The 16,274-nt window shown below is 69.9% G+C and carries 14 protein-coding genes; 7 read left to right on the top strand and 7 right to left on the bottom strand.

Translation table 11 applies throughout. The annotated features are described in order from the left end of the window. Positions 1-172 precede the first annotated feature (172 nt). Positions 173-748 (top strand): GNAT family N-acetyltransferase, encoded by a 576-nt coding sequence (locus AB0C82_RS27175; protein WP_362846702.1) that lies wholly within the window; start codon positions 173-175, stop codon positions 746-748. A 66-nt stretch (positions 749-814) separates the two neighbouring features. Next, on the top strand, positions 815-1,990 hold the full coding sequence (locus tag AB0C82_RS27170) for a crosslink repair DNA glycosylase YcaQ family protein (protein ID WP_362846700.1): 1,176 nt from the start codon (positions 815-817) through the stop codon (positions 1,988-1,990). Between the two features lie 40 nt (positions 1,991-2,030). Here AB0C82_RS27170 and AB0C82_RS27165 read toward each other — a convergent pair whose 3' ends face one another. The 7 genes from AB0C82_RS27165 to mtnA form a co-directional block, all read right to left on the bottom strand. Further along, positions 2,031-2,792: a response regulator transcription factor gene (locus tag AB0C82_RS27165; RefSeq protein ID WP_362846698.1), complete on the bottom strand. Its 762-nt coding sequence runs from the start codon at positions 2,790-2,792 to the stop codon at positions 2,031-2,033. Between the two features lie 185 nt (positions 2,793-2,977). Continuing rightward, complete coding sequence (gene raiA, locus AB0C82_RS27160) at positions 2,978-3,670, bottom strand: ribosome-associated translation inhibitor RaiA (protein ID WP_362846696.1); 693 nt, start codon at positions 3,668-3,670, stop codon at positions 2,978-2,980. Between the two features lie 329 nt (positions 3,671-3,999). Continuing rightward, on the bottom strand, positions 4,000-4,740 hold the full coding sequence (locus tag AB0C82_RS27155; RefSeq protein WP_362846694.1) for a ComF family protein: 741 nt from the start codon (positions 4,738-4,740) through the stop codon (positions 4,000-4,002). Between the two features lie 58 nt (positions 4,741-4,798). Then, entirely contained in the window at positions 4,799-6,631 is a 1,833-nt protein-coding gene (locus tag AB0C82_RS27150; protein ID WP_362847209.1) for an LpqB family beta-propeller domain-containing protein, read from the bottom strand. A gap of 28 nt (positions 6,632-6,659) precedes the next feature. Beyond that, complete coding sequence (gene mtrB / locus AB0C82_RS27145) at positions 6,660-8,669, bottom strand: MtrAB system histidine kinase MtrB (protein WP_362846692.1); 2,010 nt, start codon at positions 8,667-8,669, stop codon at positions 6,660-6,662. Position 8,670: 1 nt separating this feature from the next. Continuing rightward, positions 8,671-9,360, bottom strand: coding sequence for a two-component system response regulator MtrA (gene mtrA / locus AB0C82_RS27140; RefSeq protein ID WP_187281934.1), 690 nt, complete (start codon positions 9,358-9,360; stop codon positions 8,671-8,673). A gap of 4 nt (positions 9,361-9,364) precedes the next feature. Further along, positions 9,365-10,510, bottom strand: a complete 1,146-nt coding sequence (gene mtnA, locus AB0C82_RS27135) for an S-methyl-5-thioribose-1-phosphate isomerase (RefSeq protein ID WP_362846689.1) — start codon at positions 10,508-10,510, stop codon at positions 9,365-9,367. Between the two features lie 140 nt (positions 10,511-10,650). Here mtnA and AB0C82_RS27130 point away from each other — a divergent pair, with 140 nt between their 5' ends. Genes AB0C82_RS27130 through AB0C82_RS27110 form a run of 5 tightly spaced genes read left to right on the top strand, consistent with a single transcriptional unit; the run spans position 10,651 to position 16,119 of the window. Continuing rightward, the gene (locus AB0C82_RS27130) at positions 10,651-11,856 is read left to right on the top strand and encodes a glycerophosphoryl diester phosphodiesterase membrane domain-containing protein (protein ID WP_362846687.1); all 1,206 of its coding nucleotides are present in this window, start codon (positions 10,651-10,653) and stop codon (positions 11,854-11,856) included. Positions 11,857-11,860: 4 nt separating this feature from the next. Next, on the top strand, positions 11,861-12,547 hold the full coding sequence (locus AB0C82_RS27125; protein WP_362846685.1) for a DUF4129 domain-containing protein: 687 nt from the start codon (positions 11,861-11,863) through the stop codon (positions 12,545-12,547). Further along, positions 12,544-13,779: a DUF4350 domain-containing protein gene (locus AB0C82_RS27120; RefSeq protein WP_362846683.1), complete on the top strand. Its 1,236-nt coding sequence runs from the start codon at positions 12,544-12,546 to the stop codon at positions 13,777-13,779. The genes AB0C82_RS27125 and AB0C82_RS27120 overlap by 4 nt, the downstream gene beginning before the upstream one ends. Then, positions 13,776-14,795, top strand: coding sequence for a MoxR family ATPase (locus AB0C82_RS27115; protein ID WP_362846681.1), 1,020 nt, complete (start codon positions 13,776-13,778; stop codon positions 14,793-14,795). Before AB0C82_RS27120 ends, AB0C82_RS27115 begins: the two co-directional genes overlap by 4 nt. Before the next feature lie 10 nt (positions 14,796-14,805). Continuing rightward, positions 14,806-16,119, top strand: coding sequence for a DUF58 domain-containing protein (locus AB0C82_RS27110; RefSeq protein ID WP_362846679.1), 1,314 nt, complete (start codon positions 14,806-14,808; stop codon positions 16,117-16,119). Positions 16,120-16,274: the final 155 nt, after the last annotated feature.

The following is a 16,274-nucleotide window of genomic DNA, read 5'->3' as shown; positions in this document are numbered from 1 at the left end:
AGGTGGGCCCCACCGCAACGGCCATCGTAAGCGAGGACCCCACCGCGTCGGGAGGGCTGCTGCCGCGTGGACCTCGCCGCACCCTTCCAGGACAACGGACGGAAGGGCTCGAAGGTGCCGGGAAGCGGCAAAAGTGCTCGCACGAGAAGCCTTCCCTCACCACAATCTCCCCATGGAGCCGATCACTCTCACCACCGAGCGCCTCATCCTGCGCCCCTTCACACCGGACGACGCGGACGGTGTGCACGCGGCATGCCAGGACCATGACATCCAGCGGTGGACCGTGGTCCCCTCCCCGTACTCGCGGGCCGATGCGGAGATCTTCACGGCCGCGCTGTCCCCCAGGGGCTGGCTGGACGACTCGATGTACAACTTCGCGGTGGTGCGCCGGGACGGCGGCGCACTCGTCGGCGCCCTCGGCGTCAACCACCGCGCCCTGCCCGGCACGTACGAAGTGGGGTTCTGGACCGGCAAGGAGCACCGGGGCCGCGGCTTCATGACGGAGGCGGTGCTCGCGTCCGCCCACTGGTCGTTCACCTCGCTCGGCGCGGACCGGCTGGAGTGGCGCGCGGAGGTCGGCAACACCCCGTCGCGGTCGGTCGCCCAGCGGGCCGGCTTCCGGATGGAGGGCGAACAGCGGTCGGCGCTGCTCAACAAGGGAGTGCGCCGCGATGTCTGGGTGGGCGCCCTGCTGCCCTCCGACCTGGGACTGCCCGGCAGCGCCCCGTACGTGCCCGCGGGCCGCTGACCGACGGTCACGGGAGGCTCCACGCTCCGGGCCCGGTTGTCAGTGCCCCGCTCTAGGGTTCAGTGCATGACGCCCGTGCCGCTTCCCACCGTGGAACTCTCCGCCGACCAGGCCCGCCGCATCGCCCTGCGGGCACAGGGTTTCCTCGGCGCCCCGGACCGCCGGGCCGGCGTGCCGGGCGTGCTGCGCCACCTGGGAGCCGTCCAGCTCGACACCATCTCGGTGCTCGCCAGATCCCACGAGCTCGTTCCGTACGCCCGCCTCGGCCCCGTCGACCGTCGCACCGTCGAGGAGGCGTACTGGTCGGGCGGGCGCTCCTTCGAGTACTGGTCGCACGCCGCCTGCATCCTGCCGGTCGAGGAGTGGCCCCACTTCGCCTTCCGGCGCCGCGCCTACCGCTCCCGCCCGGACTGGCCCCAAGCACTGCCCGACGGGGCGTACGAGACGGTGATCAAGCAGCTGCGCACCGAGGGCCCGCTGACCGCCACGGAGCTCGGCGGCGCGAAGAACGGCGGCGAGTGGTGGGACTGGTCGGCATCGAAGGTGGCCGTCGAGCGTGCGCTGATGTACGGCGAAGTGGTCTGCACGGAGCGGCGCGGCTGGAAGCGCGTCTACGACCTGGCCGAGCGTGCCATCCCGGACGCCGTCCTCCACGACGACCTGGACGACGCCGAGTGCCACCGCCGGCTGGTCGCCCTGGCGGGCCGGTCGCTGGGGATCGGCACCCGGACCGACATCGCCGACTACCACCGGCTCAAGGGCGAACAGTTCGACGCCGTGGTGGCGGACTCGGGTCTGGTGCCGGTGTCGGTGGAGGGCTGGGCCAAACAGGCATGGGCCGACCCGGAGGCCCTGGCGTCGGAGCCGCGCGGACGGCACCGTACGACGCTGCTCTCGCCCTTCGACTCACTGATCTGGGAACGGGCACGCACCGAGCGGATCTTCGGCTTCACCCACCGCCTGGAGGCATACGTCCCGAAGCCGAAGCGGGTCCATGGGTACTTCGCGATGCCGTTGCTGGCCGGGGGCAGGCTCCAGGGCCGCGTGGACCCCGCCCGTGAAGGGGCCACGCTGGTCGCCCGGCAGGTGTCGCTCCTGGGCCGGAAGGCCGTGACACCCATGGCGGAGGCCCTGGTGGAAGCGGCGTCCTGGGTCGGCTGCACGAACGTCCGGCTGGAGCGGGTCGAGGCCCCGGATCTTCGCGAGCCACTCATGGCGGAAATCGCCCGCGCTCTCGCCTGAGCCGATTCCCTACGGGGCAGCCCTTGGCCCCGTACCGGGTCTACCGGATCTCGAGGATCTTCTCCCGCATGGCATAGACCACGGCTTCCATCCGGGAGTGGAGCTGCAGCTTCTCCAGAATATTGCGGACGTGGTTCTTCACCGTGTTCTCGGAAATGAACAGCTCCTTCGCGATATCGCGATTGTTCATGCCCGTTGCAACGAGTTTGAGGACCTCCAGCTCGCGTTCCGTGAGCCGTGGCGCGGGGACGAGCCTGCGCTCATCGGTGCGCTGGATCATCGACTTGAACTCGGTCAGGAGTTTCGACGCCATCGACGGGCTGATCTGGGACTGGCCGTCGGCCACCGCGCGAATCGCCGTCGCCACCTCGTCGGTGGAGATCTCCTTGAGGAGATATCCGGTCGCACCCGCCTTGATCGCGTCGTAGAGGTCGGCCTCCTCGTCGCTGATCGTCAACATGATGATCTTCGCGCTGGGGGCCACCTCCTTGATGGAGGTGCACGCCTCGATTCCACCGCGCTTGGGCATCCGAACATCCATCAGCACGATGTCGGGCAGCAGGTCGGCGGCCTTGTCCACGGCTTCCGCCCCGTCACCGGCCTCGCCGACCACCTGGATGTCCTCCTCCTGGGCGAGGACGATCTCCAGACCTCTGCGGAAGAGCGCGTGATCATCGACCACGAGAACCCGGATGGGCTCCTTGCGGGAACCGCTGCCGTCGTCCGCGTCCGCACCGGAATACCTGCCGGTGGCGTCGTGGGCGTCATTCGCGTCGCGCACGGGCCCGAAGGTGTTCGCCATCGTTCCTCCCCCTGAAGGCCACGGCCTGTCGTCCACAAGCTGTCCGCCAACAGCAGCTTACGGAGCCCCCATTGGCCTGGGACGCCATGCTTTCATGCCTGGGCGCCGGAGCGGTGATCCAGTTGTCGCACGCGGGTGCCCCTGGGGGCGCACAGGCGCTCCAGGGGCACCACGAGTCGGTGACGTCAGCCGCCGAGCGCACCGCCCGCGCCGCCTGCTTCATCAGCGGCGAGCGGGTCCGTCACCAGGCGGATGACACCGTAGTCGTAGGCATGCCGCCGGTAGACGACACTGGGTTCCTTGCTCTCCGAGTCGACGAACAAGTAGAAGTCGTGCCCGACCAGCTCCATCTCGTACAGCGCCTGGTCGAGCGCCATGGGTGCCGCGACGTGCGTCTTCTCGCGCATCACCAGCGGTCCTTCGCCCTGTACCTCGAGCGAGCCGATCCTGGTGGTGGGCACACCGCTCGTCGACGTCTCGTCGGCGATCAGTTCGCCGTTCCCGTTGAACGACGCGGCGCCCGGCACCGTCTCTCCGACCTCGGCAGCCGACGTCCGGCCGGCACCGCGGCGGCTGTAGCGCTTGTCGTGCTGCTTGCGCAGCCGCGCCTCCAGCTTGCCGGTGGCCAGGTCCAGCGCCGCATACGGGTCACCCGCGGCCGCTTCCGCCCTGATGACAGGCCCGCGGGAGCGGAGCGTGATCTCCACCCGGTCGGAACGGTCGGCCTGACGGGGATTCGGCTCCTTGGACACCTCGACGTCCAGGCTGATCACCTTGCCGTCGAAATTCTGGATCTTGTCCAGCTTCAACTTCTCGGCCACGTGCTTGCGGAACCGCTCGGGCACCTCGGTCTTGCGGCCCTTGACGACGATGTCCACGCAGAACTCCGTTCCCGGATCGCTCCGCTTCGACGGCGGAGCATTTCCCTTTTGCACCAAGCTCCGGTCTTGGCCGGAGCCTCGGACTCGGTGGCTTTCACCCCCTCCTCCCCCGCCGGCACGGTCTTCACCCCACCGGCTTCAGCGCTTCTGCACTACCGATGACTTACCTGCCCGAAACCTGGTGGTGCATTCGTCGAGGTCTGGCATTCACCACTCCTCACAACCGAACATAGCCTGCTCGGCCGGGTATCGGCACCCGCTACCGGCACGTACCTCCGTTCAGGTTCAACTGCTTACCCACTACCTGCAACGATGCAAGTTATGCGTCAGTTCCGGTTTATTTCGAAAGCGGACGGAGAGGCTGAGACAACCGCTGCTCGCAGGGTCTGCTCCCCTGTGTTCTTCCAGCCTGCACCGGCATCCGCCAGGGCGCCTGCCCTGACGGCGCGCGCAGCCTCGGCCAACGAAGCTCCGGTCGTCATGAGGTCGTCGACCAGCACCACCCGGGCCCCGGCGAGAAGCCGACCGGCGCCGCACACCACTTCGAGCGCCCCTGCCAGATTCGCCCGCCGCTGCCCGGCCGCGAGCCCCGACTGGTCCGCCACCACGCGCCGCTGCCGCAGCACCGCGAGCACGCCTGCGGGCATCCCCGTACGCCGCAGCTCCGCCGCCGCGGCAAGGGCGACGCGCCGCGCCGGATCGTGGCCCCGCGCGGCCGTGGAACGCCGTGCGGAGGGCACCGGGACGAGCAGAAGAGGGCCCGCCTCGCGCCCGGGCCCCGCCCCGGCCTGTACAGCACCCGCCAGAGCGCTCCCGAGCACCCCGACGAGCCCTAGTGCACCTCGCTCCTTATGGGCCAGCAGAAGCGCTCGCACCGCGTTCTCGTAGGGAGCCGCGGCACGCACCTCCGGCAGGCCGGCGGGCTCAGGGGCGGGTCTCACCCGGCGCGGCGCCGCACCGAGCAGCGCGGCCCGGCACCCGGCGCAGACTTCGGTACGCGGTCTGCCGCAGCCACCGCAGGCGACCGGCAGGACCAGTCCGGTGAATTCCCGCCACCATCCCCGCATCCCGACACTCTGCAGGGGTGGCCGGATCCCGGCCACCCCTGTGGAAAACTCCGGCGCCTCAGCCCGGGTAGACCAGGGAGGAACCCGCCTTGAGCACCGTCTGCCAGTTGTCGCCCGGCGACAGCTTCACGATTCCGTCGTCCTCGGTCTCCGCCATGAGGGGAAGCTGCTCGTCATCCGCGGCCGCGACCGCCGTCACCTGGTTGACACCGGGCAGCACACCCGAGCCGGAGGACGAGGTCGAACCGTCCGCCTGCACGTAGCGCACCTGCTGCACACCGCCCTCCTCCTTGCCGACCACGACGAGGCGGCTGCGGCCGGACCAGGAGAGCGCCGACACGTCCGTGAGCTGGGGCGCGGCCTGACGCAAGTCCTCGACGGATACTGTCGGCCGCTCCTCCGAACCCTGACGCTCCACCCGCCCGATCTTGAGCGTGGTGTGCCCGTCCTTCGACAGGAGCAGCGCGATCCGCACCCCGTCGGCCGACATCCGCAGGGCCTCGATCCGTCCGCCGTCCAGGCCCGGCACGCTGACCTCCTGAGGCGTGCCCTTGCCGCCGACCAGACGCAGCAGCCTTGGGCCGGCCGGGTCCCTGTCGGCCACCCAGAGGTCACCCCGCCCGTCCCAGCTGGGAGCCGAGAGCCGGTCCTGGGGCTTGCCCGCCCCACTGGTCACCACGGGCTCGCCGAGCTCGCCGTCCGCGACGAGGGAGGAGACGTAGAGGTGCTGACGGTTCGCGGAGACACCTGCCGCCACCTGCTCGTCACGGCTCACTCCGACCGCGCTCATCGGCACCGTCCCGCCGCCGAGCGGGCCCGTCACGGGCCCCGGAATGCCGGTGCCCTTGCTGTTCCCGGGTATCCGCTCGACATGCCCCTTGGCATCGACGAAGTACTGGCTGTCCGGTGCGCCGGAACCGCTGTCGGCCGCGAACTCCACCGCCTCGTCCGAACCCAGCGAACACAGCTGACCCCGGTCGCTCCGCAGCTCCACCTGTTCCACCCGCGCGGACGTCAGGTCCCGCAGGGTGAAGAAGACCTGAGCGGCCATCATCCGGCAGGCCGTCCGGCCGACCTTGTCCGCCTTCGCGTTGAGCGGCACCTTCAGGACGTTCTGATCGTCGGGCGCCAGGGAGGTGACGCCCTTCTTCAGCGCCGTACCGCTGGGGAAGCGGGAATCGGCCACGGGCCGCAGCCAGTTCGTCGGTCCCCCGAGCAGGGCCCGGACCGTCTGTGTGGCGGTGTCCATCCGGGTGACGGGGTCCGTCCGGTTCCGTACGTACACGGGGTCCGCGACCAGTGCGGACCGGCCGTTGGTCCGCCCCGTCGCGAAGTAGTACTTGTTGACGGACCGGTAGAGCCGCCTGAAGTCGGACTGCCCGAGCACCAGGCCGTCCGGCACGATGTCGATGCGCCACTCCCGCCTGCCGTCGGCACCCTTCTCCTGCACCAGGTGAAGGGTCTGGGAGTAGTCGGTGGGCGCCAGCGGCTGGTAGGAACTCTGTGCGTCCACCGCGGCGACCTGCTTGCCGGTCAGCGTGTAGGCACCCTCCGTGCCCTTGCGGTCCTTGCCGCTCAGCATGGGGCCGTTCCGGTTGGGCGCCTTGGCGAGCACCGTGGTGCCCGCGCTCGGCTTCCAGGTGCGGGCCGCTTCCTCGGTCAGGTACTTACGGGTCGTCATGAAGTTGGGATCGTCGCTGGTCATCGACTCCAGGAAGCCGTCGAGCACCTCGATCGGGGTGGCGCCTTCCCGGGGCGGCACCGCGTACACCTGCACCTGGGAGTCGCCCGGCTGCGATGCATCGACCGGCTTCACATCCCCGGTGACCGGCATGGAGGCGCATCCGGCCAGCACCACCACGCCGCAGGAGAGCAGCGCGGACAGCCGCACCGCGCGTCCATGGCCGCCCTGCAGACGGTCAATGTCCACGAGTCGTGTCCTCCCGGTCCGGGTTCTGCGCTTCATAGTCGGCACCGCCGCCAGGCCGTTCCCCGGCCTGACGCGCCACCACACGAGCGCCGTTGCCCGGCAGCGCGGCGGGATGTACGGATGCCGGCGCCGTGCGCGGTGCCATGGGGACACGCGCGGGTACGGCCAGCTGCGAACGGTCCGTGGAACCCGGCTGGTTCGGTACGGCCATCAACCGGTGATCGCTCACGGTCACCGGGCTGGCCTCGGCGCGCTCCCGGTTCTCCCGGTTGCGCCGCGAGTCCTCCGGCTCCAGCGGTATCGGTGAACCCCGCAGGGGCTCGTCCGCCGTACGCGGCAGGGTGAGCCGGAACTGCGAACCGCCGCCGGGCTCTCCCCATGCCTGGAGCCAGCCGCCGTGCAGCCGGGCGTCCTCGACGGCGATCGAGAGACCGAGACCGGTACCGCCGGTCGTACGGGCGCGAGCCGGGTCGGCCCGCCAGAAACGGTTGAAGACCCGGGTCGCCTCGCCGGGCTTGAGCCCCACGCCGTAGTCGCGGACCGCCACGGCGACCGCGCCCTGGGCCACTCCGAGCCGTACGACGACATCCCGGCCCTCGCCGTGCTCGACGGCGTTGACCACGAGGTTGCGCAGCACCCGCTCGACACGGCGGGCGTCGGCCTCCGCGATCACCGGCTGCTCGTCGCCGACCACCCGGATCCGGGTGCCCTTGCGCTCGGCCAGCGGCTCGGCACCGCCGATCACCCGCCGTACGACCGCACGGAGATCTATCGGTTCGGCTTCCAGCGCCGCTGCGCCCGCGTCGAACCGGCTGATCTCCAGCAGATCGGAGAGCAGCGACTCGAACCGGTCGAGCTGGTCCCCGAGCAGTTCGGCGGAGCGCGCGGTGATGGGGTCGAAGTCGGCGCGCGCCTCATGGATGACATCGGCTGCCATCCGCACAGTGGTGAGCGGGGTACGCAGTTCGTGCGAGACGTCCGAGACGAAGCGCCGCTGCATACGGGAGAGCTCTTCCAGCTGCTGGATCTTCAGCTGGAGGCTCTGAGCCATCTTGTTGAAGGCTTCACCGAGCCTGGCGATGTCGTCCTCGCCGGTGACCTTCATGCGTTCCTGGAGTCTGCCGGCGGAGAGCCGCTCGGCGATGCCGGCCGCCATGCGTACGGGCGTGACGACCTGCCGCACCACGAACCAGGCGATCGCCCCGAGGAGCACCACGACGAACAGCCCGGCAGTCGCCAGGGTCGTCATGACCAGGCTCAGGGACTTCTCCTCCTGCGTCAGCGGGAAGAGGTAGTACAGCTCGTACGGATTGTGGTCGATGTCGTAGAGCCGCTTGCCCACGACCAGCCCGGACTGCGACTCCTTGCCGTACGAGTAGCGGATCAGGGAGTAGGTCTGGAAGGCGCCGGGCCCCTTGTTCACGTCGTCCCGCAGCCGTTGCGGAACGCTCGCCGCGTCGACGCTGCCCGAGCCGCGCGGGGCACGGCTGGTCACGCCTCCCGCGCCGGATTCGGCGCTGAGGGCGACCACGTTGAAGGCGTTGGTGCCGCCGCTGGCGAGCTGGTCGACGAGCTCGGTGCGCCAGGACGTGTTGGCAGTGACGCCGTCGGCACCGTCCTGGCCCCGGTCGCCCGGGGCGAGCGGCTCGTTCGCCTTCTCCTGGGCGGCGGCGAAGCCACCGGCGGCCTGCGTCTGGGCAGCCCCGCTCTTCGCGTCGAGCAGGCCGTTGCGGACCTGGCCCATCACGACGAAGCCCAGCAGCAGCACCACGCCGATGGACATCAGCAGCGTGCCGGCGACGACCCGCAGCTGCAGATTGCGTCGCCACAGCCGCACGGCGGGGAGCAGCGGACGCCGCACCCACCGCATCAGCAGACGGGGTACAGGGCCGCCCTGCAGTACACGGCCCATACGAGAGAACTTCCGTCCCTGGCCGGCAGCCCGCTCCGTACGGACTCCCGGCTCCCCGGGCTTCGGAGCAGTGCTGCCCAGGGTCATGTCAGCTCGGTCCGGCCTTGTAACCGACACCTCGGACGGTCACCACGATTTCCGGCCGCTCCGGGTCCTTCTCGACCTTGGAGCGGAGCCGCTGGACATGAACGTTCACGAGACGGGTGTCGGCGGCGTGGCGGTATCCCCACACCTGCTCGAGCAGCACCTCGCGGGTGAAGACCTGCCACGGCTTACGGGCGAGCGCGACCAGCAGGTCGAACTCCAGCGGGGTCAGCGCGATGGACTGCCCCTCCCGCTTCACCGAGTGGCCGGCCACGTCGATGACCAGGTCACCGATGGCAAGCTGTTCCGGCGCAGGCTCTTCGGACCTCCGCAAACGCGCCCTGATCCGGGCAACCAACTCCTTCGGTTTGAACGGCTTGACGATGTAGTCGTCGGCCCCGGACTCCAGGCCCACCACTACATCGACCGTGTCGCTCTTGGCAGTGAGCATGACGATCGGCACACCTGACTCGGCCCTGATCAGCCTGCAGACCTCGATGCCGTCCCTACCGGGCAGCATGAGATCCAGCAGAACCAGGTCCGGCTTCGCCTCACGAAATGCAGCAAGTGCCTTGTCACCGTCCGCTACGAACGACGGCTCGAAACCTTCTCCACGCAGCACAATCCCGAGCATCTCGGCCAGTGCGGTGTCGTCGTCGACGACAAGGACGCGTCCCTTCATAAACGACATCATCCCATTAGCTAATCGTTATCTGCGATGACCTGGCACACAGCTCTGCCAGTCCGACCCCTGTGACCGGGGAGATTACGCCCTCCTCAGTGACGATCGCCGTGACCAGTTCCGGCGGCGTGATGTCGAAAGCGGGGTTGTACGCCATGGCCCCCACCGGTGCGACGGACAGACCGCCCGCCTCACCGTCCGGTGACACCAGGTGCGGAGATGTGAGCTCCGTCACTTCGCGGCCGGGGCGCTGTTCCACCATGATCGCTTCCCCGTCCGCGGTGTCCAGATCGACGGTCGTGATCGGCGCGACGACGATGAACGGAACGTGGTGGTACTTGGCGAGCACCGCCAACGGGTAACTCCCCACCTTGTTCGCCACCGAGCCGTCCGCGGCGATTCGGTCCGCACCGATGAGTACGGCATCCACCTCACCGGCGGCAAACAGCGAACCCGCCGCGTTGTCCGTCAGCAAGCTGTACGCCATTCCGTTCCGCGCCGCCTCATAAGCCGTGAGCCGCGCCCCCTGAAGCAGTGGACGTGTCTCGTCCACCCACAGCCGCCTCAGCCGGCCCGCCCGATGCGCGTGGAGGGCGACCGCGAACGCCGTGCCCTCACCACCCGACACGAGGGCGCCCGTGTTGCAGTGGGTGAGGAGGCGGTGACCTCCGCCGGGAAGCAGCTCGTCCAGGAGCGTCATGCCGAACCGCGCCATACGCCCGCTGGCCGCCGCGTCCTCCCGGTGCAGTGCCCGCGCCTCGGCGAGCGCCGCCCCGGCCGCCTGCTCCGCGGTCAGGCCCTTCTCGACGGCAGCCCAGTACTCCTGGGCCACGCGCCGGACCCCGTACCCGAGGTTCACGGCGGTGGGCCGCGCCCCCTCCAGCAGCTCCGCCGCCTCGGCCACGTCGTATCCGCGAGCCGCGGCCAGCGCGACCCCGTACCCCCCGGCGATACCCAGTAGTGGAGCCCCCCGGACCGCCAGGGTCCGGATGGCCCGCACCAGCGCGGGTACGTCCGTACACACCAGCTCGACTTCCTCGACCGGCAGCCGGGTCTGGTCGAGAAGGACCAGCACGGGACCTTCCGGAGGCTCGTCCCAGCGGAGTACGGAGAGCGCGGGAGGCTCGATGCCCATCGGTGATTGCGCGTCCTGATCAGCCATCCGCCCAGTCTGCCCGGTGAGGCGTCCACAAATGAAGGCGCAAAGGAGATAGAGCGCCCGGCCCGCACCGCAGCGGCGCGTGGCACGATGGCTGCCAACCTGCCGCCCCGATGAGCGGACAGGACCATGAAGGAGCGAGAATGAACGACTCTCCGGGCTGGGCCTCGCCCGGATCTGCCCCCTCCGACGGCCAGGAGACGGGCATCCCCCGCCCCTCCGAGCCCGTGGACGCCGGCAGCCCTGCACCCCAGTGGTCTCCCGCGCAGCCGCCCCCCGGGCAGTGGTCCCCACCGGGCAACACCGGCGCCGGCCCCGGAGCGCCCCCGCCGGCACCCGGCTGGGGCGGCGCTCCCCAGGGTTCCGGATGGGGCAGCCGGCCCATGGCGGCGAAGCCCGGTGTCATCCCGCTCCGCCCGCTGAGCATCGGCGAGATCCTCGACGGCGCGGTGTCCACGATGCGCGCCCACTGGCGCACCGTGCTGGGCGTCAGTCTCACCGTCGCCGTGATCGCGCAGACGGCGATCATTCTCATCCAGCGCTATCTGCTGCCCGATCCCGTATCGGTCGACCCGAACGCCGTCGGCGCCGAGGCTCTGCGCCAGGCCGCGGACTCCATGCAGTCCACCCTGATCAGCACCGCCCCGTCCACGCTCATCTCGATGATCGCCACGCTGATCACCACAGCGGTGCTCACCGTGGTGATCAGCCGCTCGGTGCTCGGTCGCGGCGCGACGCTCTCCGACGCCTGGACCGAGGCCCGTCCCAGGCTCCCTCAGCTGCTCGGACTGACACTCCTTCTCAGTCTCATGAGCGCCGCGATCATGGCCGTCGGACTTCTCCCCGGCCTGCTGATCGGCTCCACCGCCGGAGTCATGCTGGCCCTGCTCGGCTTCGCCGCCGCTGTGGTCGTCGTCCTCTGGCTGATGGTCCGCTTCACCCTCGCCGCCCCGGCGCTGATGCTGGAACGGCAGTCGATCCTGACCTCGATGCGCCGCTCCGCGAAGCTGGTCAGGGGTGCTTGGTGGCGCACCTTCGGCATCCTGGCGCTCACCTACCTGCTGGTCATCGTCGTGGCACTGGTCATCGGCGTCCCCTTCGCCATCATCGCCCTCGCGATGGACAGTGGCGGGATCGGCGACCTGATGAACGGCAGCGCCTCCGAGTTCGGCTGGCCCTTCCTCATCGTCTCCGGCATCGGCGAGGTGATCGTCTCGATGCTGACCTACCCCTTCACCGCGGGAGTGATGGCACTGCTCTACATCGACCAGCGCATCCGCCGCGAAGCCCTCGACCTCGACCTGGCGCGTGCCGCGAACGTGCCGGGCTACGAGAACCCCAGGAGCTGATGCAGTGTCGGGGGCGGGGGGCACCACATCGGTACGGCGAGTCATCGGGGCGGACGGCATACCTGTGGACACCTCACGGGTACCTGCCCGTGAGGCGGCGGAGGACGAACTGTCCAAGCCGATGTACCACGAGAACGATCCGAACCTTCTCCAGCGCGGCCTCGACAGCTTCTGGGAATGGCTCGGCAACCTCTTCGACACCGTCGCGGGCGGCGCACCCGGCGGACCGCTCGGAATCGTCCTGGTCGTACTGATCGTCATCGGCCTGGCCGTCGCCCTCTGGTGGCGGCTGGGCACTCCCCAGCGCACCGTCCGCTCGGCCGATCCCCTCTTCGGCAGCGGCGCCCACACCGCGGACGCATACCGCACGGCCGCCGAGACGCACGCGGCCGCAGGCCGCTGGACCGAGGCGATCCAGGAGCGGATGCGCGCCGTGGTCCGGGCCCTGGAGGAACGCGCCCTGCTCGACCCGCGCCCCGGCCGCACCGCGGACGAGGCCGCCGCCGAAGCAGGCCGCCACCTTCCTCCGTACGCCGGCCGCCTCCGCGCCGCCGCCCGAACCTTCGACGACGTCACATACGGCGGCCGAACAGGCAGCGAGCAGGCATACGCCACCCTGCTCGCCCTGGACCTGGAACTCGCCGACGCCAAGCCCTTGCTGACCAGCCCGGTCCCGGGAGCCCACGCATGACCAAGGCCCTCGCCACCTCCCCGACCTCGGCTTCCCCCACCCCGCTCCAGGTCTGGAACCGCACCCGCGGGCTCATGCTCGCCCTGCTGATCCTGATCGTCGCGGGTATCACCCTCGCCGCCGTGCGCTCCGGCGACCACCACGGCCGCCTCGATCCCCGTTCCGCAGACCCGCAGGGCAGCCGCGCCGTCGCGGAACTCCTCAAGCGGAGCGGTGTCTCCGTCGATGTCGTCACCACACTCGACGAGGCCACCACCGCAGCCGGCCCGGACACGACGCTCCTGGTCACCGCACCCAATCTGCTCACCTCCTATCAACAGCGCCGGCTCAGTACCGCCGCGGCCGACGCCGCGGGACGGACGGTCCTCCTCGCCCCCGGCCACCTGGCCCTCCATCAACTGGCTCCCGGTGTACGGGCCCAGCCCATCAGTCCTGTCCGGCCGAGGCCCCCACGCTGCGACCTCCCCGCCGCCCGGAACGCAGGCGCGGTGGAGATCGGCGGCATCCGCTACACGGCCGGGGCACTCGCCACCGCCTCCTGCTACCCGAGCGACGGCCTCGCCACCCTCCTCGTCATCCAGGAACAGCGGGCCGGCGACACCGTGCTGCTCGGCTCTTCCACCCTTCTCCACAACAACCGCCTCGCCCAGCAGGGCAACGCCTCGCTGGCCCTGCAACTCCTCGGTTCCCGACCGCATCTCGTCTGGTACCTCCCTTCGCTGTCCGATCCCTCCGCCCACGAGGGCGAGAGGGGAAGTGGAGACGAGGCCACCGAGGAGGACAGCGCCGCTGATGACTCGGCGAGCTTCATGGACCTGATCCCCTCCGGCTGGCTGTGGGGCACACTCCAACTCGCCTTCGCAGCCGTTCTGGTCGCCATCTGGCGATCACGGCGCCTGGGCCCCCTCGTCACCGAACGGCTGCCCGTAGCCATCCAGGCCTCCGAGACCACTGAGGGCCGCGCCCGCCTGTACCGCAAGACCAATGCCCGCGACCGCGCCGCGGACTCCCTGCGTGCCTCCACCCGTATCCGCCTCGCGCCCTTGGCCGGCGTCTCCCCCCGCGACGCGCACTCCCCGGAAGTCCTTCTCCCCGCGATCTCGGCACGCGTCCCCGGCAGGGGCGGCGACCTCAACCCGCTCCTCTTCGGACCCGCCCCGACCGACAACGCGGCCCTTGTCCTGCTGACCGACCAACTCGACGCCCTCGAAAGAGAGGTACGCACTTCATGAGCGCCCCGACCCCCGAGTCCACGGAGCCCGAGGCGGCCGCCTGGACCCCTGCGGCCCCCATGGACTCCGACAGCGCTCGCGCCTCCTTGGAAGCCCTGCGCTCGGAGATCGCCAAGGCCGTCGTCGGCCAGGACCCGGCAGTCACCGGGCTCGTCGTCGCACTGCTCTGCCGGGGCCACGTCCTCCTGGAAGGCGTCCCAGGCGTGGCCAAGACCCTTCTGGTCCGCGCACTGGCCGCGTCACTCGAACTAGACACGAAGCGAGTCCAGTTCACCCCGGACCTCATGCCGAGCGATGTCACGGGCTCCCTCGTCTACGACGCCCGAACAGCGGAGTTCTCCTTTCAGCCCGGCCCGGTCTTCACGAACCTGCTGCTCGCCGACGAGATCAACCGCACGCCTCCCAAGACGCAGTCCTCCCTCCTTGAAGCGATGGAAGAACGTCAGGTCACCGTCGACGGAACCCCGCGTCCCCTGCCCGACCCGTTCCTGGTCGCAGCGACCCAGAACCCGGTCGAGTACGAGGGCACCTACCCCCTCCCAGAAGCCCAACTGGACCGTTTCCTGCTGAAACTGACGGTCCCGCTTCCGTCACGTGAGGACGAGATCAGCGTCCTGACCCGCCACGCGGACGGCTTCAATCCCCGGGACCTGCGAGCAGCGGGCATCCGCCCCGTCGCCACACCCGCCGATCTGGAAGCCGCCCGACAGGCCGTGGCGAAGACCAAGGTCTCTCCGGAGATCGCCGGTTACGTCGTCGACATCTGTCGTGCCACACGCGAGTCCCCCTCTCTCGCCCTCGGTGCCTCCCCCCGAGGCGCCACAGCTCTGCTTTCGACCGCACGCGCCTGGGCCTGGCTGACCGGCCGGGATTACGTCATACCGGACGACGTAAAAGCCCTGGCGCTTCCCACACTCCGTCATCGCGTCCAACTGCGGCCCGAGGCGGAGATGGAAGGAGTCACCCCTGACTCCGTCATCACCGCCGTGCTCGCCCACGTCCCTGTTCCCCGATGAGGCGGTGACCATGGCCCTCACCGGACGAACCGCACTTCTGGCTGCCCTGGGGTCACTCCCCGTAGGCATCCTGGCCCCGAGCTGGACAGGAATGCTCGCGGTGAACGCCCCGCTCTCACTAGCGATTCTGTGCGACTACGCCCTGGCCGCGCCAGTGCGGACGCTCCAGTTCACCCGATCCGGTGACACGTCTGTTCGACTCGGTGACGCGGCAGAAGTGCAACTGACCGTAACAAACCCTTCGCGTCGGCGCCTTCGGGCCCACTTGCGCGACGCCTGGCCCCCCAGCAGCTGGCCGGCCGGCACCGACCAAGCGGCGTCGAGGCACGAGGTGACGGTACCGGCGGGTGAACGCCGACGTCTCACCACGTTCCTGCGGCCCACCCGACGCGGGGACCGCCTGGCCGAGCAGGTGACTGTGCGGTCATTCGGGCCTCTCGGTCTGGCTGCCCGTCAGGGGAACCATCAAGTCCCCTGGACGGTCCGGGTGCTTCCGCCGTTCACGAGCCGCAAGCACCTGCCTTCCCGACTGGCCCGGCTCCGCGAACTCGACGGCCGCACCAGCGTGCTGACCCGCGGCGAAGGCACCGAGTTCGACAGTCTTCGTGCCTACGTCCCAGGTGACGACACGCGCTCCATCGACTGGCGGGCCACCGCTCGCCAGTCGGCCGTCGCCGTTCGCACCTGGCGTCCCGAGCGGGACCGCCACATCCTCATCGTGCTGGACACCGGCCGCACATCGGCGGGCCGGGTCGGTGACGTGCCCCGCCTCGACGCGGCGATGGACGCCACCCTGCTCCTCACCGCCCTTGCGACACGTGCCGGTGACCGGGTCAACTTCCTCGCCTACGACCGGCGTGTCCGCGCACAGGTTCAGGGCGGCACAGCCTCGGGCGACGTCCTGTCGTCGATCGTCAGAGCCATGGCTCCGCTGGAGGCGGAGCTCGTGGAGACGGACGCCCACGGGCTCAGCACAGCCGCACTGGCGAGTGCCCCCCGCCGTTCCCTGATCGTCCTTCTCACCGGTCTGGACGCCGCCCCCATCGAGGACGGCCTGCTCCCGGTTCTTCCTCAGCTCACCAAGCGCCACACGGTTCTGTTGGCCTCGGTCGCCGATCCCAGGATCGCTTCGATGACACGTTCAAGGGGCACAGTGGACGCGGTGTACGAGGCGGCAGCCGGCACCCAGGCGCAGGCTCAGCGGCGCCGCACGGCGGATCAGCTGAAGCGTCACGGCGTGGTGGTCGTCGATGCCACCCCCGAGAAGCTTGCACCCGCACTGGCCGACGCCTACCTCGCGCTCAAGGCCGCAGGCCAGCTCTAGAGCCCGCCGCACTATCCCCTCCCTGGCACCCAGCAGAAAGGAACTGCTGAAAACAGCAGGTGAACGCAGAAAAGCCCCGTACCTTGCGGTACGGGGCTTTCCCGGAATAATTGTTCGGCGGCGTCCTACTCTCCCACAGGGTCCCCCCTGCAGTA

The organism is Streptomyces sp. NPDC048560 (genome assembly GCF_040650955.1).
Taxonomy (GTDB): domain Bacteria; phylum Actinomycetota; class Actinomycetes; order Streptomycetales; family Streptomycetaceae; genus Streptomyces.
Note: the sequence above shows the minus strand (reverse complement) of the source record. Positions and strands in the feature narration are given on the sequence as shown.